Raw genomic sequence first — 21,928 nt, forward strand, 5'->3', positions numbered from 1 at the left:
ATTGCAGATATTACGCAAAAACGTGTTTTTAACCGCGACCAGAAAAATCCGGATTGCGCCTATTGCGCTGCAGCAAATAGCCGAATTTTGCCCTTCGATCGTTCACCGGCAAATTCAGGCCTGTTTGAGATAGGCGGCGATGATGTCGCGGGCGGCTTCCAGATCGCCGCGGTGGATCATCTCGGTCACTGTATGGATATAGCGAGTGCCGACGACAATGCCGACGGCCCTCGCACCCGCTGCTGCCTGTTGTGCGGCTGCACCATCCTGCCCGCCGGCGCGCAGCATTGTGCGCTGGTGGGGGATTTTCCGCTTTACCGCAATTGCCTCTATCTCCTTCACCAGGTCGCGGTCGGCGATAAAGCTCGAATCCTTTACATGCAGGCCGAAACCCTTTCCGTGTTCCGTGGTGCGGTCCTGCTCCGGCACGCCGGGCGTGTCGCACGCAAGCGTCGTGTCAATGCCGATGCCGATGTCGGGCTTGACGGCGAAGGACGCCGTGCGGGCGCCGCGCAGGCCCACCTCCTCCTGGCAAGTGAAAGCCACATGGATCTCGCAGCCATGTTTGACCTTGCCGAGCGCACGGATCGATTCGATCCCCAGCCAGCAGGCAACACGGTTGTCGAGTGCCTTGGAGACGATCTTGTCACCGATTTCGATCAACGGCTCGTCCATGGTCACCATGTCGCCGACCTTGACCTTGTCTTTCGTCGCTTCGCCGAGACCGAGATCGATGACGAACTCGGCGACCTCCGGAACCTTCTTGCGTTCTTCCGGTGTCGAGATGTGTATGGGCCGTCCGCCCGGATTCATCACGCCTTTCAGGTCGCCGTCTTCGGTCGACACGAGGACGCGCCGCGAAAACAGATTGCGCGGATCGAAACCGCCGACGGGCTGGACGTAGACAAATCCCTTGTCGGTGATGTGCGAGACCAGAAATCCGATCTCGTCCATATGGCAAAGCAGCATGACCTTCGTTGGATCCTTGGATGCCTTGCGCGCGTTGCGCTTGCAAAGGAGCGAACCCATCGGATCGACCGTCATTTCGTCGAAAAGCGGCTTGACCTCGGACATGATGAGTTCCCTGACACGGTGTTCGTGTCCGGGCACACCAGGGGTTTCGCAAAGTCGGCGCAGGAGATCCAGGTTCATATCGGGCAATCCTCGATTTCGGCTTTTGATGGCTCTTTGATGCGAAGCGGATCATAGGCCGCACGCATTTCAGATAACAGCCCAATTTGCATTGACCGGTGTCGCCGGGCCGAAGGCAGTGAAAAACGCTGAAAATGGCCGCAATCAGTGCCCGTGGCACTGGTTCTCGACGCAATTTGTCTGTATGGAAACCGCAAAGTTGAAGTGGCGCCGGTGCAAAGAAATCGCCCGCGTCCGGATCAGACGGACATATCCATGCAGGAAATCACCATTCGCCGCCCCGATGACTGGCATCTCCATCTGCGCGACGGCGACATGCTCGAGACGGTGTTGCCATACACAAGCCGGCACTTTGCAAGGGCGATTGTCATGCCCAATCTGGTGCCCCACATTGCGACGACAAAGATGGCTGCCGAATACCGCGAACGTATCGAAAAGGCACTGCCCGCCGGCCACAATTTTACCCCGCTGATGACGCTGTACCTGACGGAAGACGCGGATGCGGAGGATATTGTCTCCGGCTTTCATAGCGGTGAGGTCACCGCGGTAAAACTCTATCCGGCCGGCGCCACCACAAACTCCCATAGCGGTGTGCGAAACATCGAAACCGTTTATCCGGTCTTCGAGCGCATGGCCGAAGCCGGTGTGACGCTCTGTGTGCATGGCGAGGTGACGGATCCCGAGGTCGATATCTTCGATCGCGAAGCGGTCTTCATCGAACGCGTTCTGGAACCGGTTCGCAGGCGGTTCCCTGACCTCCGGATCGTCATGGAACACATCACCACCAGCGATGGCGTGGACTATGTCAAAAGCGCGCCGGACGGCATCAGCGGGACAATCACGACGCATCATCTGATCATCAATCGAAACGCCATGCTCGCCCACGGTATGCGGCCGCACTACTATTGCATGCCTATCGTCAAGCGCGAGAGCCATCGCCTGGCGCTGCGCAAGGCGGCGACATCCGGAAACAGACGGTTTTTCCTTGGAACCGATTCCGCACCGCATCTGGACGCGGACAAGGAAAGCGCCTGCGGATGCGCCGGCGTGTTTTCATCGATCAATACGCTTTCCTGCCTTGCCCATGTCTTCGAAGAGGAAAATGCGCTCGACAAGCTCGAGGGGTTCGCCTCGCTGAACGGCCCGGCCTTTTACGGCTTGCCGGCGAACGAACAAACCATCCGCATGGTGCGCCGCGACGATGCGATTGAATTTCCGGGCAGCATTGAAACCAAGTCAGGACCCGTCACCGTTTTTGATCCGATGTTTCCGCTCCACTGGGATGTTGTTGCGTGATTTCGACCGCCAATTGATAAGCCGAGGAATAAAGAATGTTTTCTAACACCTATCCTGACCGCGCACTCGTCGCCGAACTCGTCGCCAAGATGCTGGTTGAAATCAAGGCGGTTCATTTTCGCGCCGACGAGCCCTATACATTCACCTCGGGATTGGCGAGCCCCGTCTATATCGATTGCCGTAAGCTGATTTCCTACCCGCGCATCCGTTCGGCCATTATGGATTTTGCCGTCGGCACGATCCAGCGCGACGCCGGCTTTGAGCAGTTCGACAGTGTCGCCGGCGGCGAGACGGCCGGCATTCCATTTGCCGCCTGGATATCCGAGCGCATGGGCCTGCCCATGCAGTATATCCGCAAGAAACCCAAAGGCTTTGGCCGCGACGCCCAGATCGAGGGCGAGATGCCGGAAGGAAGCCGCGTCATCCTGGTCGAGGATCTCACCACCGACGGCGGCAGCAAGATCAAGTTTGCCGAAGCGATCCGCAAGGCGGGGGCCAGCATCGACCACACATTCGCGGTGTTTTATTACGACATCTTCAAGGATGCCCCGGAGCGTCTGAAAGACCACGGCATGACGCTGCACTATCTTGCCACCTGGTGGGACGTTTTGGCGCTGTCGCGCAAGAACGGCTATTTCGATGAAAAGACCCTTTCGGAAGTCGAGGCGTTCTTGAATTCACCGCTTGAATGGTCGAGCCGCAATGGCGGCATTTCAGAGCTTCCCGAAAAGCCCTGACCGCATTAATTTAGCATTTTTGCAATGGGAGATGTGCTGATGGCAAAGCCCAACCTGTTGATTGTCGGCGCCGGCGGCGTCGGCCAGGTGACCGCCAACAAGGCAGTTCAGTTCCGTGACGATTTCGGCACCATAACGCTGGCTGCCCGTAATCAGGAAAAGCTCGAACGCATCGCCGGCGAGATCCAGGAACGCTGGGGCGGTGAAGGTGACGCCCCGCTTTTGTCCGTGCGCAGCGTCAACGCGCGCAACCGCCACGAAATGGCGGCGCTGATCCGGGATCTCGACGCCGGGCTCGTTCTGAATGTCGCCTCGTCCTATTGCAACAGCACCATTCTCGATGCCTGCCTGGATACCGGCGCCAGCTATCTGGATACGGCTTTGGCGGAGGAGGAGTTTCTCGAAAATATTGAGCCGCCCTGGTACTCCTATATCGAATGGCCGCGCCGCCCGAAATTTGCGGAAAAGAAGATCAGCGCCTTCCTCGGCATGGGCTTCGATCCGGGCGTCGTCAATATTTTCTGCGCCTATGCACGAAAACACCTGCTCGACGAAATCGACACGATCGACATCATCGATGTCAATGCCGGCAGCCACGGGCGCTATTTTGCCACCAATTTCGACGCCGACATCAATCTGCGGGAAATCAAGGAAGATGTGATCACCTGGGAAGACAGCGCCTGGAAGACAATCCCGCGCCATTCGCACTGGATGGATGTGTCGCTGCCAGAGGTCGGCACCCACCGCGTTTACTCCATGGGTCACGACGAGCTGCAGTCCCTGGCGGTCAATTTCCCGGGCACCCACCGCATAACATTCTGGATGGGCTTCGGCGAACACTATCTCAACGTCTTCAACGTGCTCGACAATCTCGGTCTGACCTCGTCTGTTCCGGTCGAGGTCGACGGTGTCGAGGTTGCGCCGAACCGTCTGGTCAAGGCGCTGCTTCCCGATCCCGCCTCATTGGCTGAGGGTTATACCGGCAAGATCTGCATCGGCGCCGAACTGCGCGGCCGCAAGGACGGTAAGGAAAAGCGTGTCTTCATCTGGTCGAACTGCGATCACGAGGAAAATTTCCGCGAAGTCGGCAGCCAGTCGATCTCCTATTCGACCGGCATTCCGGTGATCACCGCAGCGCGGCTGATCGCCAACGGCACGTGGAACCCCGAAACGATGGTGCATGTCGAGGAACTTGATCCCGACCCCTTTATGGCGCTGATGCCTGAAGTCGGTATTGGCTGGCAGGTCGAAGAGCTGCCGCTCGACGGTTCCTGGCCCTATCCGGCAGAGGCCTGAGGTGACCGGAAATTCCAATTTCGCGCACCTGGATACGTCGCGCCTGCCGAGCCCGTGCCACGTGCTCGATCTGGCGCGCCTCGAAGACAATCTGAAACTGCTCAAGCGGGTTGGCGATGAGAGCGGCGTTGAAATCCTTCTGGCGCTGAAAGCTTTTTCCTGTTTTGCCGTTGCCGATCTCGTCGCGAAATATCTTTCCGGCATGGCCGCGAGCGGGCTTTATGAGGCGCGGCTCGGCAAAACCCGCTTCGGCGGCGCGATGCATGCCTACGCGCCGGGGCTGAAAGAAGGTGAGATCGACGAGATGCTCACCTATGCCGATCATCTGATCCTCAATTCACTGGGGCAGTGGCTACGCTTCAGGAGCAGGCTTGAGGGGCGGGCAGGGGTGGAATACGGCCTTCGGGTCAATCCGGGTCACAATGAGGTGGAAAATCCGCTTTATGATCCCTGCGCGCCCTGGTCGCGCCTTGGCGTGCCCGCAAAGGAGTTACGGGCTGAGGATCTCGATGGTCTTTCAGGCATCCACATCCACGCCCTTTGCGATCATCCCTATGACGCCTTTGCCCGTATGCTCGATGCTGTGGAGAAAAACTGCGGGCATCTGTTCGGCGCCATCGATTGGATAAATCTCGGCGGTGGCTTGTTAATCACAGAAGATGATTTTCCGGCTGATCAATTAATAAGCCGGCTGAAGGCGTTTCGGGAGCGCACGGGCCTCGAGGTATATCTGGAGCCGGGGACCGCCATCGGCCTGCACGCCGGCGCACTGGTGTCCGAGGTGCTGGATCGCAGCTCCAATGTCGGCGAGCTGGCCATCATGGATGCGTCTGCCACATGCCATATGCCCGATGTCATCGAAGCGCCGTTTACCCCGGACGTTCTTGGAGCCGAAACCCTGCCGCGCGATACAAATGCGCGCGAGGGAGAACCCTCCATCGTGCGCCTTGGCGGCCCGACCTGTCTTGCCGGCGACATCATCGGCACCTATCGATTCGAAACGCCGCCACAGGTTGGCGACCGGCTGATCTTTCTCGATCTCGGCTATTACACCATGGTCAAGGCAACCACATTCAACGGCACCCCGCTGCCGGCGCTGGCACTATGGGACAGCCGCACCGATGCGCTCGAGATCGTCAAGGAATTCTCCTACGCGGACTTTGAGGGCCGTCTCTCATAAAATTGCTGCGCAAAATGCTGCAGAAATGCTGCGCAGCATTTTGCGCATAATACGTCATGCTGCACTGCAGCATAATAGCTAGTAAGGCACGGAAAATCAGATGAAACGATCGCGTTCGCGTTCGGTTTCCTCGGCGACGAAATCGACGACGGCCTTGATGCGGCGGATGTTGCGCAGGTTCTCGTGGTAGACGATCCAGTAGGAACGGTCGACCTGTTTTTGCGGCAGCACCGGTACAAGATCCTTGTGCGGCTGGGCGAGGAATTTGTGCAGGATGCCGATCCCGGCACCAGCCTTGACCGCCTCCACCTGGCCGAGCACCGCCGATATCTCGAAGTCGGATTCCCAGTTGCGCGCGAAGTCGGAGCGGTAGTGCAGGCGCGGCGAAATGATCAGGTCTTCCACATAGCCGATCAGCCGGTGTTCCTTCAGCGCTTCCTCGTCCTTCGGCATGCCGTGTTCGGCGATGTAGCTTTTGGACGCGTAGAGGGCGAGCGCATAGTCGACCAGCTTGCGGGTGATCAGCCGGCCCGTATCCGGCCGGTCGACGGTCACCAGAATATCGGCCTCGCGCCGCGACAGCGAAAAACTCAAGGGCACCGGCACAAGCTGGATCTTGAGGCCCGGATAGCGCTCGGTCAGCCGGCCGAGACGAGGAGCGAGGAACGAGACGCCGTAGCCATCCGTCGCACCGATACGCACGGCGCCGGTGACTTCCGTATCGGTCATGCCGACGGCGGCGCGGGCCGACAGCATTTCGGCCTCCATGCGTTCGGCGGCATGCAGGAACGCCTCGCCCTCCTGCGTCAGGTCGCAGCCGTTGGTGCGGCGGATGAGCAGCTTTGACTGCAGCGCCTCTTCCAGTGCGCTGACCCGGCGGCCGACCGTTGCATGGTTGAGTTCCAGCCGCCGGGATGCCGACAGGATCTGGCCGGACCGCGCCACGGCCAGAAAAATACGCACATCGTCCCAGTTCATTTATAGTTTTTCCAAGAGCGAGATGAGATTAGATTGAAACATTTGACCGAGGCGATTTTGGTCGCTGGCGAGGCGGATTGCACGCCGTGGTGTCGTCCCACCACAAGCGCGAGCCAACGACGCCAGGGGGAAAAATCGCCCGGCCCGTTCACTGTTGATTATCAACATCTTCTTTCCTTTCCCGGGTGGGGCAAATCGGCCCATCGGCGGCGTTGCGCCGCTTGCGCGATGCACCGCATCGCGCTGCGCGACGCGCCTAGCCGAGAGGACCGATTTGCCGCCATCAAATGCTTCAAGCTAAACTCATCTCGCTCCATGCCGCAGATTTGTCATGAAGGGACTATAAAATACGCACAACGGTTGCGATAGTCTGCGCATTGATTTTCAAAATTTAAAGCGCACAATGCCGCCAACCGAATGTGGAGGTTATCAATGCGTGAAATCGGACATTTTATCGGCGGTCAGAACGTCGCCGGAACGAGCGGGCGGACAGCAGATGTGCTGATGCCCATGGACGGAACGGTACAGGGACAGGTTGCTCTCGCAAGCGCAGCGGAAATGCGCGCAGCCGTTGAAAATGCCAAGGCGGCCCAGCCGGCCTGGGCGGCAATGAACCCGCAAAAGCGCGCCCGCGTGCTGATGAAGTTCCTGGATCTTGTCCACGCCGAATACGATTCCCTGGCCGAACTGCTCGCCAAGGAACACGGCAAGACAATTCCCGACGCCAAGGGCGACATCCAGCGTGGTCTTGAAGTGGTCGAGTTCTGCATCGGCGCGCCGCACCTCATGAAGGGCGAATTCACCGATGGCGCCGGTCCCGGCATTGATGTCTACTCCATGCGCCAGCCTCTTGGCGTCGTGGCCGGCATCACGCCGTTCAACTTCCCGGCCATGATCCCGCTATGGAAGATCGCACCGGCCATTGCCGTCGGCAACGCCTTCATCCTGAAGCCGTCCGAGCGTGACCCTGGTGTGCCGATGCGGCTTGCAGAGCTGTTCATTGAAGCCGGTCTTCCGGCAGGCATTCTGAACGTCGTCAATGGCGACAAGGAAGCCGTCGACGCGATCCTCGATGACAAGGACATCAAAGCCGTCGGCTTTGTCGGCTCGACACCGATTGCCCAGTACATCTACAGCCGCGGCTGCGACAACGGCAAGCGCGTGCAGTGTTTCGGCGGCGCCAAGAACCATATGATCATCATGCCGGATGCCGACATGGACCAGGCCGTCGACGCTCTGGTCGGCGCCGGGTACGGTTCCGCCGGAGAGCGCTGCATGGCGATCTCCGTTGCCGTGCCTGTCGGCCAGCAGACGGCGGACCGGCTCGTCGAGGCGCTCGCGCCGCGTGTCGAAAGCCTGAAAGTCGGACCTTCAACCGATCCGTCGGCCGACTTCGGACCGCTGGTTACCCAGCAGGCGCTCGATCGCGTCAAGGGTTATGTCGATCTCGGGGTCGAGGAAGGCGCCAAGCTCGTCGTCGACGGCCGCGACTTCAAGATGCAGGGCTATGAGAACGGCTACTATATGGGTGGCTGCCTGTTCGATAACGTCACGCCCGATATGCGCATCTACAAGGAAGAGATCTTCGGACCGGTTCTTTCTGTTGTGCGCGCCGACACATACGAAGATGCGCTGCGCCTGCCGAGCGAGCATGAATATGGCAACGGTGTCGCCATCTTCACCCGTGACGGCGATGCGGCCCGCGACTTCTCCGCCCGTGTCCAGGTCGGCATGGTCGGCGTCAACGTGCCGATCCCGGTACCGATCGCCTATTACACCTTCGGCGGCTGGAAGGGTTCCGGCTTCGGTGACCTCAACCAGCACGGCCCCGATGCCTTCCGCTTCTATACCAAGACCAAGACGGTCACCTCGCGCTGGCCGTCCGGCGTCAAGGACGGCGCCGAATTCGTCATTCCGACAATGAGCTGATCACCGGTTCCACTAGCAACAATCATGAAACGCCCGCCAATTCGGCGGGCGTTTTGCGTTAGAAAATTAGAGAGCAATAACCGGATTTCGTAATCGTTCGCCTTGCGGCATTTCTTCAAAAAAGAGGAGATTTGCCATGTCGATTGTTTTCAAAGCCCTATCCACAAAAGACGCCCGCGCCCTTCAGGCGGGAGGCCTCGATTCAAACGGCCAGTTGCCGGAACGGCAGGTCTCGGACGGCGAGGGCAATCCTTGCCGGCACTGCCTGCAGTATATCGCCAAAGGCAAGGAGATGCTGGTCCTTGGCCACCGCCCGTTCGGCAGCGTCCAGCCCTATGCGGAAATGGGGCCGATCTTCCTTTGCGCCGATGCGTGCGAGCGCAACGAAGAGACCTCGAACCTTCCCGTGGTCATCGAAACGCGCCCACGCTTTATCGTCCGCGGCTATACTGCCGATGAGCGGATCCGCTACGGCACCGGCGATGTGGTCGAGACGGAAGACATCATCGAAGCCTGCGAGGCCCGGTTCGAAGATCCGGAGATTGCCTTCATCCATGTCCGCTCGGCGTCGAACAACTGCTTCTACTGCCGCGTCGAACGCGCTAGGCCTTCTGCTCTTTACGGATGAAGGCAACGAGCCCGGCGGTCGAACTGTCGTGGCCGCCGGCATCCTGATCGCCCTCGATCATACATACTGCACCAGCTGTTTGAGCGCGTGATGGATTTCGACGGGTTTGATCAACAGCTTGCAATCGCTTTTTGCGTTCCGATAGGGCGACCAGAAACTCGCCCACCTGTCGTCATCGGATGGCAACCGGGATAGCCAATGGCTACCCACGAGTGGATAGGGCCCCTGCCGTGACAACCACTTCTTCACCACAGACCGGATCATATCACCAGCGTCCTCATTGCGGGGGCCGCGAAGCTGAGCGACATAGGGATTTCCGTCAATCGACCAATGCGGCAAAACCTCGACAGTCCCGAGAGACTTGGCACCCTTGCGGATGGAGTAAATCAGACATTCACCTCTAGCAACTTTGGCAGCATAGGTTCCGACGCAATGATTCATGCGCCGACCCTCCTGCTCCAGCTCTTCCGGTGTGCAAAGGGGCACAACCTGAAATCCCCAGCAACGCTGCGTCTCCAGCCAGCGGCCTGCTTCCCGACCATTTGGATCGCATTGCCCCGCCAACCCCCGCTGGATCCAATCCGTGGCAAACGCAACGGCTTTGGCGAAGCGCATTTTCGGTGACCAGGGTCGTGCCATCAATCGGAGTGCGGCGGCGTTGTCGGCCAGTGAGAACCAGGCATAGGCTGCCAGTGGCTGCAGCATTGCACAGCCATTGTGGCCGTTGTGCCAGAACTGCTGCTTGGCTATCCAGAGTGCGAACCGATCGTCGCAGAGGATGTTGCTGCGCTTCACCCATTGAAACCACATGGTGGTGCATTGCTGATCCTTCGGTACCAAGCCAACAATGCGCCGGGCAAAGTCGTCCGTCGTTGGCAAAGCCCCGATAGGTTCGGCAAAAGCTTCCGGCGGAATCCGTCGGGACCAACCGGGCAAGTCTAGCGCATTGGCCACATCGCGAAGCCCAGCCCCGCCCCGGACAAGAGCCAGGGCGTCGGCGCGCCGGCGGCAATCCCCATGCCCGCCGGCGAGGGTAAACGCTGCCGCCGGAAAGGCAAAAACCAGATCCCTCATGCGGATCCCTGTATGAGCAAATTTACGCAAGCGCCGGCGATAGCTGCGGTGGTAGCGCCGCAACTGGACGTCCAGCATGGGACGGGTGGCATGGCCTGATGCGATAGACGAATCGCCAGACACTGTTGTTCTCCTGTAAGCCTCCGCGCATTGGCACGCACGATCGACCGCGATCGCCCGACAGGACGATGAGGCAAATTTTTCAACTCGATGATTTCAGAAGCCGTGAACACGATGCGTCCGCGACGCGGTGATTTGCGCACAAATCGGCCTGAACTGACTTCAATCAGTTCACCCGGTTGGTGTCAGTCGATCATGTCGATGGCTTTCAGGAAGTGGCGCGCCTGGAACATGACGAGCCAGCTTCCACGTCCAATACCTGGATGTGTGCGGGTTCGTGCATAATGTTCCTTTCGTTTAGGCGGTGTCTTTAGAAAACAGGTCGGTGACATACACAAACAAGACCTGCCAATCAATGGGGTAGTTGCCAAATTTCCTTTTTTTCGGCTACCAACCGAATACAGGAATGTAATGATAGTCACCGCTTCCATGGTTCGTGGCAGCGGCTCGGGCCGTATGTCACGGTTTGTCGCCGCGTCGAGCGCGCCTGATCAGCGTTTCTGTTCTGCCCGTATGTAAGCCACCAGCCCGGCGGTCGAACTGTCGTGGCCTTCGGCGTTTTCACTGCCCTCAACGACCGGCAGCAGGTTGGTCGCGAGTTCCTTGCCGAGCTCGACGCCCCACTGGTCGAAAGCATTAATGCCGAAGAGCTGCGCCTCAACGAAAACCCGGTGCTCGTAGAGCGCGATCAGCCGGCCGAGCGCATAAGGCGTGAGTTTCTCGTGCACGAGGGTAAGCGACGGCCGGTTGCCGGTAAAGATGCGGTGCGGCGCGAGCGAAACATCCGCGCCCTTTGCCTGCATTTGCGCGCGGGTTTCGTCCAGCGTGCGGCCGCGCATCAGTGCTTCCGATTGCGCCAGGCAATTGGCAATGAGAAGATCGTGCTGGTGCTGAAGCTCCGGTTCATGGCCTTTCGCGGCGATGATGAATTCCACTGGAATAATGTCGGTGCCCTGGTGCAGAAGCTGGAAGAAAGCGTGCTGGCTGTTGGTGCCCGGTTCACCCCACACGAGCGGACCGGACGGGCCGGTCAGCGCCGAACCGTCCATTGTGACACCCTTGCCGTTCGATTCCATGTCGAGCTGCTGCAGATAGGCCGGTAGGCGTAAAAGCCTCTGGTCGTAGGGAATGACGGCGCGTGAACCGTAGCTGCAGACCACGCGGTGATAAAAACCGATAAGGCCGAGCAGCATCGGCAGGTTTGCAAGCGTCGGTGCGGTTTGGAAATGCCGGTCGAGATCATGCGCGCCCTGCAGGAAATCGCCGAACCGTTCCGGGCCTATCGCCAGCATCAAAGGCAGACCGATGGCCGACCAGATGGAATATCGCCCGCCGACGAAATCCCAGAACCCGAAAACGCGGTCTTCTTGGATGCCGAAAGCCGAGACCCTGTCCAGCGCCGTGGAGACGGCGGCGAAATGGTCTCCGACGGCTTCTTCTCCAAGGCCATCGGCGATCCATTTCCGCGCCGTTGCCGCGTTGGTCATGGTCTCGATGGTTGTGAAGGTCTTGGAGGCGACAATGACCAGTGTCGTTGCCGGATCGAGCGTGGCCAGCGTATCGGCGATATGCGCCCCGTCGATGTTTGAGACGAAATGCGTCGTCGGCCCGTCGCAATAGGGGGCGAGCGCCAGGCAGGTCATCACCGGCCCGAGGTCGGAGCCGCCGATGCCGATATTGACGACATCGGTGAATTTCCTGCCGGCCGCGCCGGTGATGGAGCCGTCGCGCACTGCGGTTGCAAATGCGTCCATGGCTTCCAGCACCGCCCGGATGTCCGGCATAACGTCGTGCCCGTCATCAAAGACAGGATTGGCGGAACGGTTCCTGAGCGCCGTGTGGAGCACCGCCCGGTCTTCCGTAAGGTTGATGTGCTCGCCGGAAAACATAGCATCGCGCTTGTCGCCGAGCCTGGCGTCCTCGGCCAGTTCCTCCAGCAACCGCATGATCTCTTCATCAACCGCACATTTCGAATAATCGAGCAGCAGGTCGTCCAGCCTGGCGGAGTACCGGTCGAAGCGGTCGGGATCTGCCGCAAAGGCGGCGCGCATGTCAGTCGGCGCGCCTTTGTCGTGATGCTGTTTGAGCCGGGTGAAGGTCTTGCCGATTTCGGGGATCATCTGAAATCCTGTGCGTGTGTGGGGTCCACGCGCATAAATGCCACCGCTTTGCTTTTCATTCAAGATGCAATTTAAATCGATTTAAAATCTACAAACAAAAGACACTGGAAAGGTCCGGTGTCTGTCGGCTGTTGTCGGCATCTTGTTTGGCTGGCGCCGAACGGCTGTTGGAGAGTGCCCGTTACCGGAGCATGGCAGTGCGGTTGTTTTGCCTGCGCATCTTGGCTTTCGCTGCAACCGTCTTAAGCGCGGGGCCTTTCAGCGGAACCCGTATCCAGCTGCGCGGATTGTCGGGCGATTGCATTGTAAAGAAACGGTAGCCGGTGGATCTGGCCTTGCGTATGAACGGAGTCTTGTTGTCGAGGACGAGATAGCCATCTGAGGTGCGTACCGTGAGCACCGCATGTCCTTCTCCACGGCGAGTGCGCACGACCGACACCAGCAGTACGGAGGATGACCAACCCATCGCGATGAGTTGTTTGCGTTTGGTCAGGGCAAAGTCCTCGCAGTCGCCGCTTTGGCCCGGTGAGACGATTGACCATACATCCGCTTTGCCCCAGCTTGCCTTGTCGGTCACCTCCCGCACGGATCGGTTTACCTGCCGATTGACGGAGCGCAGCTGTTTCCAGCGACCGCGGTCCATTGGCATTGCCGGTCCGACTTTTCCGCTGACCTGGCATTGATTGGGATGTTTGTTACAGAATTCGTAAAAGGCCTTGGGTGCCGCAACGCTGCGCTCTGAAGACGCGGCCAAGGCTGCGTTGTTTTGAAGGGCAATGCCCGCCACCAATATAGCGGACGCAAAAAACAGCGATTTCATTACGATCACCTCGCTTTTCCGAAGTGACCTGATGATAGCGGCCCAGATGTAAAGAAGTATTTACCGATGGAAACAATATAAGCGGGTGTTGTTTGCGTTTTGTTAAGAATTAATGGAACAGTCATATTTGCCATTATTGAAAATGTTGTTTGTCTGCGCTAACCAGAGCAAATTACGCTTTGCAAGATCAACAGCATCCCGCCGCAGCCTGCGAACGGGTCGGATGATTGAAGGCAGGGGCTGATAAATCAAAACTGTGTGCAAAATGTGTGACAGCAGTCACTGGACTAAAAACGCGGCACCAACAGCCATTTTGGCGTTTTACTTCCATGTAGCGACAGAACTTTCAATATTATAAAAATTGTTTCCACAATAATTTACTTCGCCGGAAAAACGTTTTAGTTTTAGAAACAGGCGATTAGTTCCAACTTTAAACACAAGATGACAAAGTTTCGTGGTGTTGAAAGTTCTGAGACGAAATTACCGTTCATGGAACGATCAATTTGCATCGTCACGACGGAACTGGCGGGTCTGGATCACAACGGCGGAATCGGGACGTATTGCCTGGCTCTTGCGAAGGCGTTAGCGGGCAACAGCGCATCGGTCGAAATACTCTACGCCGGAGCTGCCCGCAACAGCCCGAAATTGGCGACCGTCTCTTCGGGACTCAGACGCTTCGGTATAGCGCTGACGGTTCTTGCGGATGATTCCGACAGTCACAAAAGAGCCGCACAATCCTATCGGGCAATGAAGTATCTCGAGAAAATACGGCCCGATATCGCCATTTTCGGAGACAGCAACGCGCTGGGATACTATTCGCAGCTTGCGAAGCGCACCTGCAGCAGCCAACTCTCCGAGATTGCCATGTGTGTCATTGCCCATGGTTCAACCGAGTGGGGCAACGCGGCGAACGAGACCCCGCTTCGCACCAATGACGGTGTCATCACATATGAGATGGAGCGGCGTAGCGTTGAGCTGGCGGATCTGCTCGTGTGTCCAAGCAATTACATTCTTGAGGAGTACAAGAACAACGGCTGGTCTCTGCCGGACAATACAATCGTATTGCCGAATACGGTCCTTTTCGACACGTCGTCCGACCGGTCTCCGGTCGTGCCAAAAGGAGACGGCATCGCATTCTTCGGACGCCTGGAGACACGAAAGGGGCTTTGGGTGTTTTGCACCGCGCTTGACCGGCTCCGGGGCGAGTTGGCTGGTAAAACCGTCACATTCCTCGGAAAACCGGTGCTGGAGAACGGTGTTTCCACCGAAAAGCAGATACTGCAGCGCTCTGCAAGCTGGCCCTGCGATGTTCGTTTGCTGACGACGTATGACACAAAGGGGGCGCTTGCATTTCTGCGGCGCAGCGCCCAGGTGGCGGTTTTCCCTTCAGACAGGGACAACAATCCTTCGGTCATTCTCGAGTGCATGTCGCAGGGCATCCCGTTCATCGGATGCAGCGGCGGAGGAAATTTGGAACTCGTTGATCCGAAGGACCGTGACAAAATATCGTTTGGCCGCGGTGCCCGGGCGTTGGCCGACAAACTCTCGGATGTATTCAAAAACGGTTGCAAGCGCGTCAGGCCGTCATTCACCCCCGGTTCCGCCAGACAGGCCTATCTCAAGACCCTGAATGCCAAACTCCTGGAAACTGTCGTCAAACGGCGTGGAAAACCCTCAAGAAAAGCAGAACCGGAAACCATTTGTTATGTCCTTTTGTCTGCGCGCCAACATGGGATTGAAGCAACCGTCGCTTCGATACTCAGGATAAAGCGCGAAAACGGATCCGATGCTGATGTAGTCGTCGTTTCCGAGCAGCCCGAAAAGCTTGAGAAATCCCTGCGGCGGCTGGAATTGGACGCCACGATTGTTGATGCGAATTGCACACTTTCGGATTTGGCGGCTGCTGCGGATACAAAAAAATCGATAGTGGCCATAAGCGACAGTTCGCAGGTTCTTCCCATGCAATATTTCCGCCGGGCATCGATGGTTTTTGCTGTCGACGCATCGATCAGCGGATTGACCGGAATGGTTGCGGCAACGGATTCAGGCTCAGGAAACTCCGAAGAAATTCAGGGCCGGGCTGCCAAGAGAGATTATGTCGAAAACTACGTCTATTCTTCGTCATCTATGCTCCTTTCCATATCACAGAACCAGAATGCCGGGTTCATAGTGCTGCCGCCGGGCAAGCTGCAGGAACTGCCTTCAGTCGGGTTGATGCATGCGCCGTCCGGAAGGTTGAAGCCAGCGAATGATCTGGTGCATGAGGTCATTTGCGAGCTGGCGGCGCAGGATCAGTGTGTCGAGCCGATTCCCGATATTCTCGTGCCGACGGCTTCAAGCAAGGAACATTCACCGACATTCACCATGGGTGAAGTCATGCGTTCGACGATCAAACGGAACTACGGCTATCAACCGGGTTCGACGGGCGAGCTGCTGGGGCGCATGGCCATTGAGGTCGCCATCGGCGGCATGCGGGAAAAATCCCTTCGCGATTTCATGTCTGATCTCCAGCAAAGCGTTGATGATAAATTTCCCGAAGGGCACAAGATCGGCAGCGGCGATTTGCAGGAACTTCTCGTTCTGGCGAATGCGGCCGGTCATGGCGATGCCGCCAACGAGATGTTTCTGTCGCAGGCATTGTCCGATTTTTCTTACGACGCGGATTTCGAGGAATTCATTCATTCTGTTGCGCTTACGATAAGTCTCTTCGACCGTGCAAAGTCTGAAACCGGATGCCAGACAACCAATCTCACTCACGAATATTCGTACAGGCTCTGGAACGATGACCGTGCTATTCAGCTGCACCCGAACGACCAGCATGAGGGTCGCGCCTCCCTCGAGTTCGAAGCGCTGGATCTAAGGGAAATCGGGACTTTCCATTCCAAGGTTTATCTTCCGATGCAGGCAGCCCATCCGGTCAGGTTGCGGGTCGATATCCTGCCATCCGATGCGGAGGCCTGCCACACGCAGGAGTGCATTCTCGCCTCCGGTGAGCAGAGGAACTGGACGTTCGAACTGCCGGAAGATATGGCGGACAATTCGCGGATCATATTAAGCGTCGAAATGGTCGACCCGTCGGCAGAAATAGCCAATGCCCATGTGATTTGGCAGGATCCCGTGCTTCGCCCGAAAAAACCAAAGGAGGGTTCCGATGGCTGACATCCTGCCACTATCCTCCATCCTGCCCGCCAGGTCACGTAAGCCTGATTCTCCCCTGAAAATCTGTATCGTGACGTCCGAGTTTCTGGGGCCTGTCAAGAATGGCGGCATTGGCGCGGCCATAAGCGGTCTGCTGGAGGTGCTGCGAAAAGACGGCCACGAACTGACTGTCTTGTACACGCTCGTGCAGAACGGCGTGCCCGTGTGCGCTGAAAGGGATTGGCCGCACTGGGTCAGCGAAATGCAAAGCAATGGCATCAGGTTGGTGCATATCGACAACCGCGAAGGCTATCGTTCCTGGCGTTTGAAGTCATGGCTTGTAATGGAGCACCTGGGATCGCACGCCTATGATCTTGTGTTCTTCAACGAACACCACGGCAGCGGATACTACTCCATCTGCGCAAAACATTCGGGACTGGAGCCCTTTGCAAACCAGACTCACTGCGTCCTGACGCATGGATCGATTGAGTGGATATTCGACATCAACGAACAGTATATGAGCCGCGCATCCGATCTCGAACTCATGGGAATGGAACGTCGCAGTGTCGAATGGGCCGACCATGTCATTGGGCCAAGCAAATATATCCTGGAAAAATACGACAGCTTCGGTTGGGCCTTGCCCGCCAGTACCCACTTTCAACCGCTGCCCCTGTTCCACAATCCCGTCAAGTCGGGAAGCAAGCGGCTCCGGCACATCGACGAGCTGGTATTCTTCGGACGCCTTGAGATCCGCAAGGGTCTGTGGGTGTTCTGCGATGCTCTGGACCGCCTCAGCGATCAGCTTGAAAACAAGACCGTGACATTCCTTGGCCGCACGACCACGGAATCCGGAATGTCCAGCGGATCGCTGCTGATGGCTCGCAGCGCCGGCTGGCCGTTCAAAATCAGGATGATCAGCAATTACGGACAGGAAAAGGCTCTGGAGTATCTGCGCGGCTCGGGGCGCCTCGCTGTCATGCCGTCAATTGCTGATAACAGCCCCTGCGTCATCTATGAGTGCATGGAAAACGGCATTCCCTTTATCAGCACGACAGGAAGCGGAATACAGGAACTCGTGGATAAAAGCGACCACTCGAAGGTGCTCGTTCCGCCCAACGCCGTCGACCTTGCAGAAAAGCTGAAAGATGTGCTGGCAAACGGTGCGGAAATGGCCGGTCCCGCATTTGACACCAGGAAAAACCTTGCGCACTGGTCGGCATTTACGCGTTTGATTTGCGGGCAACACCGAAAGAGCGACCAGGCAATAAAGGTGCAAAACCCGGAACCCGGGCAGCCCGGCGTGTTCCTCATGGACAGCGGCGGCTCTTTACGTCTTCTGGTCAGAAATCTCATCAGCAATCACACCAGAATATCGGAAGGCGCACCGCTTCACCTGATTACCCACCGCGGATCGCTGATAAGAAACCTCATCGCCAACATCGTCGGCAGTTCCCCCGACAAGATATCGGTGCTGGACACCGAAGACACGGACGCCATCAGGAAGGCTTGGAGAAGAAGGCCATATGCCGTTGTCTGTGACAGCGAGGTGGAAATATCTCAGCGGTTTTTCGATCAGCATGGCGGAGCCCTGACCGATGCAGCCATTGTCAGCTGCGTTGTCGCCGAGCGCGACAACATCGACAGCGAAGCCGAGATCGCGACCTTGCCGTGCGGAAACCTGCCGGGGCTGCCATTTCTCGGATACGCGATCGGATCCGGCCTTTGGGCCTGCGACACCAAAAAAACGGCACCTATGCTGAGCGAAATCAGCATCATCGATATTGAAACCGATGATCCGATCTCGGCCAAGGAACTCGGCCAGTTTCTTATGCTGAAGTGCATTGGCAAGGGGCAACCGGTTCAATTGATGCCGATTGTCGGGGGTATTGGCACCTATCCGGAGGCTGAGCGTTCCGCAGTGAAGCGAAAATTCACACGTGCTGCACGGCGTGCGCGGCTTGCCGATATCGCACCTAACGTTCGCCGGGGCGGACCTGCCTGGCTTGCGCTGAGCGCATTTTCAACGGATCAGGAAAGAAGCCTCTCGCACGAGAACATTGATTTGTCGACGCTGGGCTCCTCGCACCCGCTCAATTTGATTTCCGATGGCAAGATCGAATATTCGAACACCAGCTATGCGGCAGCATTGGGAAAATCCAGGCTAGCGTTTGAGCTTGCGGCCAGCGAGTGGATGGATGAGGAAAAAAGCAGAGAGGTTCTGGACCTTATCACGTCAAATGTCCGCGAGACTGTGCCGATGGATTTGCTGCCCGGCCTTGATGATGCCTGGCAGGGCGGAGATGCCGAGAACGCCGTGGGGCGGTTGTCGCATAGAAGCGAGCCGGTGAGCCACCGGTTGCGCGAGCTGCTTGCGGACAAGGGGCTTGCTTCCCAGGAGCAAAACGGTGTTTCGACGGGCACGCGACTCATGCCCGACAATATCGATACCTATTTCCTCGGCCGGTCCGTTGATGCGGGCAGAAACGGTTATCGGCTTGTGCCTGCCAAGGACGGGTCAATCAGGGTCATGTTTCTGGAAGTCTCCATCGGCGGGCGCACAAGCCTTGAAATCGAATTCGGTTCAGATGTCCCAAGGGGCGCCAATTTAACGGTTGCGGTGATTGACCAGAAATACGGAAGTTCGATTGCAAGTGGTTCGACGGGCACCGGCAGGCGCAATCGGCGGCTGAGCGTGCCACTTCACGGTATCCACCTCAGTGTATTGGTGTTGCTGGAGGGTAAGTTCCCGGCAAACGAGACCTTGATTATCCGGCGCCTGGAATTGGTGTGATCTGGCTGGTGGCGGTAGGGGCGTTGTCCAGCAGGTTAAAATTCAGCATTGCGAAGCAAGCTGCATTAACCCAACGTGCCCGCAACCGTTGATGCTGCGGGGCTGTGCCGGTTATGTGCTGTAGGTTCCGCCGCCAATTGCGCCGGTGACGGGCGGTATGCAGTCCGGATCCTCCTGGATCTGATCTAGAGGCCGGTCAAGATCACATTCCTTATCGATCGTTACCTGGGCTACGCGAAAAGACGCTGTCCCATCTGCTGAATGCAGATCGACCAGGCGGGCACCCACCGTCTTAAACGTTTCATCGCTGATGTTCTCTGAAGCCTCGAGCATTTCAAGCAGTGACCAGAAAAGCTTGGTCCGGTCGTTCACAAGGCCAAGCGTCGTCAGATTGGTATAAAAATCCGGCAGCTTGTTTGCTTGATCCGGTCCCATATTAGAAAACATCTTTTGCAGAGTAAGATCGGTGCCGTTACTTTTGGCAAGCAAGACAAAATCCAGAACAAGGTCTGGTGACCCGACAAACTGTCTCTGACTGATAGTGCTGTTGTTTTCCAAGCCTTCAGGGCTAATCGCGGCGTTTACAGGCGTTACAATGCCAGTACCTACCGCAGCTGCACCGAGTGCTGTTATTAAAACTCGTTTCTTCGACATTTTACGCCACCTTACCCGTTAACCTTTTGTTAGGATAACAATTTTTTACAGGCATGTAAAATTTGTTGAAAATACGAAGTTCCTTTTAGAATTGGCAATTATACTGGTATTTTTATTGGCTAAATAAAACAACCTTACTTTTCATATATTTAGCCGTCGAAGAAATGTGACCACCGTTTGAAAAAAGTTCTCAGCTCCCGATAGTTCTCAACTTCGCCGTCCAAGTCCTTGGGAGACGATTTCCTGTAACGAACTTCAAGCTCGTGTCCGGCCGACAAACCAAGAAGGCGACAGAGCCTGCTGCCGACAACCTGCGTCTGGTCCGCCAGGTTTTCGTAGTAGATCTTCAGGTAACGGTCCCGGCCATCAAGCATGCCATCATATTTCGACTGCATGCCTTCCTTGTTCAGAAAATCCCACACACAGTGGTCCGGCTCGATTGTGTAGGTTGGCTGCTCGGGTATGACCTCCTTGGCGCCATAGGCCCATTTGTCGGTAATCCGGGCACGAAGCTCCGATGCAAAGCGCCGAAGAAGGTTTCGCCGCACCAGATGTATGATCGTGATCGATGGATTTTGAAGCAACGCTTCCGTTACCGAGCTGTATTTGTCGGCCTGGCTGTACATCATCTTGAAACCGATCGCCCGCAGCTTCTTCGCTTTCGCCACATCGAAATAGGAATTCACGAATGCCACGGGATCCTGGCTTCTCAGGTCTGACAATCTTTGGTCATTTGCCAGTATGTCGTCGTTCTCAATGGGAAGTTGCTGTGCTTCGATATAGTAGTCGTTGAACAGCTCCCCGGCCGTCAGGCAGTCCTCATGGGAGTCGAGCAGGCCTAAAAGCAGGTTTGATCCGCTGCGCTCCGGGCAAAGCAGGACGAATTTCGATGGCTCGCCCGCCGCGGCTTCCACTTTGGGACGCGCGGAATCCGCTACAGGCATCGTATATTTCCGGCAGGCAGATATCACGGCCGGAGCGCTGTCCAGGTGCATTTCCGGCGATGGATAGTAGGTGTTGTATAAATAACCGCCTCGCGATTGCGCGCCGTCAATATCCTTGTCGCCCGGAAACAGTTTTTGCGGCATGCCGATGTCGTTCGCGTATTCAACAAAATCATCGCAGTGGACTTTTATATCCTCAAACACGCGGCGATTGACCAACTGGGGATAGCGGTTCAGCACCGCATAGGGGTCGTTGAAATTGTCCTCGTAGTCGGGGCTTCTGTCCGAAAACCAGAACAGGATTTTGGGCACCTGGATTTTTGCCAGCAGATTTGCAAACGTGATCGTGTAGTTTTCACGGGTCTCCTGGACGACCTTCTCGATAGTCTCGATGTCTCCGCCGGCGAACAGATCCTCAAAAAAATGCTCGAAACGCATCGTTTTGTTGTCACTCAGCCTTTTCCCGAGCACGCCTCCGTCCTCGCGATTGCTGAACAGGGAATTGCTGGCGCTGCGTCCCGCAAGAACCTGGATGACAACAAATTCAGATCTGTTGATGATGCTTACATAGGCTGGGTCGTCGAAATGCTCCGGCCCCGCGCCTCCGACACCGAGATTGAGAACCGGCAATCCCAGTTCCTCGGAGAGGATATTGGGATACGGCCTTGCAGCGAAGCGGCCATAGGTTTGGGCAGCGCCGATGCAAACGGCGTAGGGGCGTGAAATATCGACTGCCGGACCGCGAAATTGTTTCGGACCGATTTCCGGGTATTCAGCAAGCTCGTAGTCGAAATTCGGCTGGTCCAGGTTTTGATAGTAATGGCCCACGGCGTCCTCCCGATTTATTGGCAAAACTATCAGCAATCGCGCAATTATGCCATAAGGCGGCTAACAATGCCGCCTATGTGAACTTGCCGCATAAGTTGCAGTTGATTGACTATTTTATCCGCGCGCCCACGCAATCGGATGCAGGCGTCGGTAACCGGCCCTGCCGTCTGACATACTGCTGGGCGTTGATCACAAAATAACGGGGCCGCCAATTAATATTGACGGCCCCGATAGAAATGAACA

Annotated in this window: 15 protein-coding genes; 8 read left to right on the plus strand and 7 right to left on the minus strand. The window is 57.0% G+C overall.

Annotation, left to right across the window (positions count from 1 at the left end):
• Positions 1-114: 114 nt before the first annotated feature.
• Complete coding sequence (locus ABVT35_RS22795) at positions 115-1,152, minus strand: M42 family metallopeptidase (protein WP_368469597.1); 1,038 nt, start codon at positions 1,150-1,152, stop codon at positions 115-117.
• A gap of 255 nt (positions 1,153-1,407) precedes the next feature.
• On the opposite strand from ABVT35_RS22795, the gene pyrC reads away from it, so the two are divergent.
• From pyrC to nspC, 4 genes are read left to right on the plus strand one after another with little or no spacing between them, the layout of a single operon-like run.
• On the plus strand, positions 1,408-2,448 hold the full coding sequence (pyrC, locus tag ABVT35_RS22800) for a dihydroorotase (RefSeq protein WP_368469598.1): 1,041 nt from the start codon (positions 1,408-1,410) through the stop codon (positions 2,446-2,448).
• Positions 2,449-2,483: 35 nt separating this feature from the next.
• On the plus strand, positions 2,484-3,185 hold the full coding sequence (locus ABVT35_RS22805; RefSeq protein ID WP_368469600.1) for an orotate phosphoribosyltransferase: 702 nt from the start codon (positions 2,484-2,486) through the stop codon (positions 3,183-3,185).
• A gap of 39 nt (positions 3,186-3,224) precedes the next feature.
• Positions 3,225-4,481: a saccharopine dehydrogenase family protein gene (locus tag ABVT35_RS22810; RefSeq protein WP_368469601.1), complete on the plus strand. Its 1,257-nt coding sequence runs from the start codon at positions 3,225-3,227 to the stop codon at positions 4,479-4,481.
• 1 nt (position 4,482) lies between these two features.
• Complete coding sequence (gene nspC / locus ABVT35_RS22815; RefSeq protein ID WP_368469603.1) at positions 4,483-5,661, plus strand: carboxynorspermidine decarboxylase; 1,179 nt, start codon at positions 4,483-4,485, stop codon at positions 5,659-5,661.
• A gap of 96 nt (positions 5,662-5,757) precedes the next feature.
• Here the strand turns inward: nspC and ABVT35_RS22820 are convergent, their stop codons facing one another.
• Entirely contained in the window at positions 5,758-6,639 is an 882-nt protein-coding gene (locus tag ABVT35_RS22820; RefSeq protein WP_368469604.1) for a LysR family transcriptional regulator, read from the minus strand.
• A 432-nt stretch (positions 6,640-7,071) separates the two neighbouring features.
• Between ABVT35_RS22820 and ABVT35_RS22825 the strand changes: the two genes are divergently transcribed.
• Positions 7,072-8,568 (plus strand): CoA-acylating methylmalonate-semialdehyde dehydrogenase, encoded by a 1,497-nt coding sequence (locus ABVT35_RS22825; RefSeq protein ID WP_368469606.1) that lies wholly within the window; start codon positions 7,072-7,074, stop codon positions 8,566-8,568.
• A gap of 136 nt (positions 8,569-8,704) precedes the next feature.
• Positions 8,705-9,196 (plus strand): DUF1203 domain-containing protein, encoded by a 492-nt coding sequence (locus ABVT35_RS22830; RefSeq protein WP_368469609.1) that lies wholly within the window; start codon positions 8,705-8,707, stop codon positions 9,194-9,196.
• A 57-nt stretch (positions 9,197-9,253) separates the two neighbouring features.
• Here the strand turns inward: ABVT35_RS22830 and ABVT35_RS22835 are convergent, their stop codons facing one another.
• From ABVT35_RS22835 to ABVT35_RS22845, 3 genes are all read right to left on the minus strand, one after another.
• Positions 9,254-10,348, minus strand: a complete 1,095-nt coding sequence (locus tag ABVT35_RS22835; RefSeq protein ID WP_368469610.1) for a PcfJ domain-containing protein — start codon at positions 10,346-10,348, stop codon at positions 9,254-9,256.
• A gap of 533 nt (positions 10,349-10,881) precedes the next feature.
• Positions 10,882-12,510 (minus strand): glucose-6-phosphate isomerase, encoded by a 1,629-nt coding sequence (pgi, locus tag ABVT35_RS22840; RefSeq protein ID WP_368469611.1) that lies wholly within the window; start codon positions 12,508-12,510, stop codon positions 10,882-10,884.
• 181 nt (positions 12,511-12,691) lie between these two features.
• Positions 12,692-13,330, minus strand: coding sequence for a transglutaminase-like cysteine peptidase (locus tag ABVT35_RS22845; RefSeq protein WP_368469613.1), 639 nt, complete (start codon positions 13,328-13,330; stop codon positions 12,692-12,694).
• 489 nt (positions 13,331-13,819) lie between these two features.
• Between ABVT35_RS22845 and ABVT35_RS22850 the strand changes: the two genes are divergently transcribed.
• Together ABVT35_RS22850 and ABVT35_RS22855 are read left to right on the plus strand one after the other, a co-directional pair.
• Positions 13,820-16,489, plus strand: a complete 2,670-nt coding sequence (locus ABVT35_RS22850; protein ID WP_368469614.1) for a glycosyltransferase family 4 protein — start codon at positions 13,820-13,822, stop codon at positions 16,487-16,489.
• Positions 16,482-19,259: a glycosyltransferase family 4 protein gene (locus tag ABVT35_RS22855; RefSeq protein WP_368469615.1), complete on the plus strand. Its 2,778-nt coding sequence runs from the start codon at positions 16,482-16,484 to the stop codon at positions 19,257-19,259. The genes ABVT35_RS22850 and ABVT35_RS22855 overlap by 8 nt, the downstream gene beginning before the upstream one ends.
• Before the next feature lie 111 nt (positions 19,260-19,370).
• Here the strand turns inward: ABVT35_RS22855 and ABVT35_RS22860 are convergent, their stop codons facing one another.
• Together ABVT35_RS22860 and ABVT35_RS22865 are read right to left on the minus strand one after the other, a co-directional pair.
• Positions 19,371-19,913 carry a hypothetical protein gene (locus ABVT35_RS22860; RefSeq protein ID WP_368469616.1) on the minus strand — a complete coding sequence of 181 codons (543 nt, stop codon included), beginning with the start codon at positions 19,911-19,913 and terminating at the stop codon, positions 19,371-19,373.
• Positions 19,914-20,062: 149 nt separating this feature from the next.
• Positions 20,063-21,685 carry a DUF6473 family protein gene (locus ABVT35_RS22865; protein ID WP_368469618.1) on the minus strand — a complete coding sequence of 541 codons (1,623 nt, stop codon included), beginning with the start codon at positions 21,683-21,685 and terminating at the stop codon, positions 20,063-20,065.
• Positions 21,686-21,928 lie beyond the last annotated feature (243 nt).

Origin of the sequence: Hoeflea sp. TYP-13, assembly GCF_040932035.1 — a bacterium.
In the GTDB taxonomy this organism is placed as follows: Bacteria; Pseudomonadota; Alphaproteobacteria; order Rhizobiales; family Rhizobiaceae; genus Hoeflea_A.

Excerpts from the sequence above, each read along its gene's own strand:
- ABVT35_RS22810 (WP_368469601.1), top strand. The coding sequence starts at position 3,225 with ATGGCAAAGCCCAACCTGTTGATTGTCGGCGCCGGCGGCGTCGGCCAG.
- ABVT35_RS22855 (WP_368469615.1), top strand. The coding sequence starts at position 16,482 with ATGGCTGACATCCTGCCACTATCCTCCATCCTGCCCGCCAGGTCACGT.
- ABVT35_RS22825 (WP_368469606.1), top strand. The coding sequence starts at position 7,072 with ATGCGTGAAATCGGACATTTTATCGGCGGTCAGAACGTCGCCGGAACG.
- pgi (WP_368469611.1), bottom strand. The coding sequence starts at position 12,510 with ATGATCCCCGAAATCGGCAAGACCTTCACCCGGCTCAAACAGCATCAC.
- ABVT35_RS22830 (WP_368469609.1), top strand. The coding sequence starts at position 8,705 with ATGTCGATTGTTTTCAAAGCCCTATCCACAAAAGACGCCCGCGCCCTT.
- ABVT35_RS22860 (WP_368469616.1), bottom strand. The coding sequence starts at position 19,913 with ATGTCGAAGAAACGAGTTTTAATAACAGCACTCGGTGCAGCTGCGGTA.
- ABVT35_RS22795 (WP_368469597.1), bottom strand. The coding sequence starts at position 1,152 with ATGAACCTGGATCTCCTGCGCCGACTTTGCGAAACCCCTGGTGTGCCC.
- ABVT35_RS22850 (WP_368469614.1), top strand. The coding sequence starts at position 13,820 with ATGGAACGATCAATTTGCATCGTCACGACGGAACTGGCGGGTCTGGAT.
- ABVT35_RS22820 (WP_368469604.1), bottom strand. The coding sequence starts at position 6,639 with ATGAACTGGGACGATGTGCGTATTTTTCTGGCCGTGGCGCGGTCCGGC.
- ABVT35_RS22845 (WP_368469613.1), bottom strand. The coding sequence starts at position 13,330 with ATGAAATCGCTGTTTTTTGCGTCCGCTATATTGGTGGCGGGCATTGCC.
- ABVT35_RS22835 (WP_368469610.1), bottom strand. The coding sequence starts at position 10,348 with ATGCTGGACGTCCAGTTGCGGCGCTACCACCGCAGCTATCGCCGGCGC.
- ABVT35_RS22805 (WP_368469600.1), top strand. The coding sequence starts at position 2,484 with ATGTTTTCTAACACCTATCCTGACCGCGCACTCGTCGCCGAACTCGTC.
- pyrC (WP_368469598.1), top strand. The coding sequence starts at position 1,408 with ATGCAGGAAATCACCATTCGCCGCCCCGATGACTGGCATCTCCATCTG.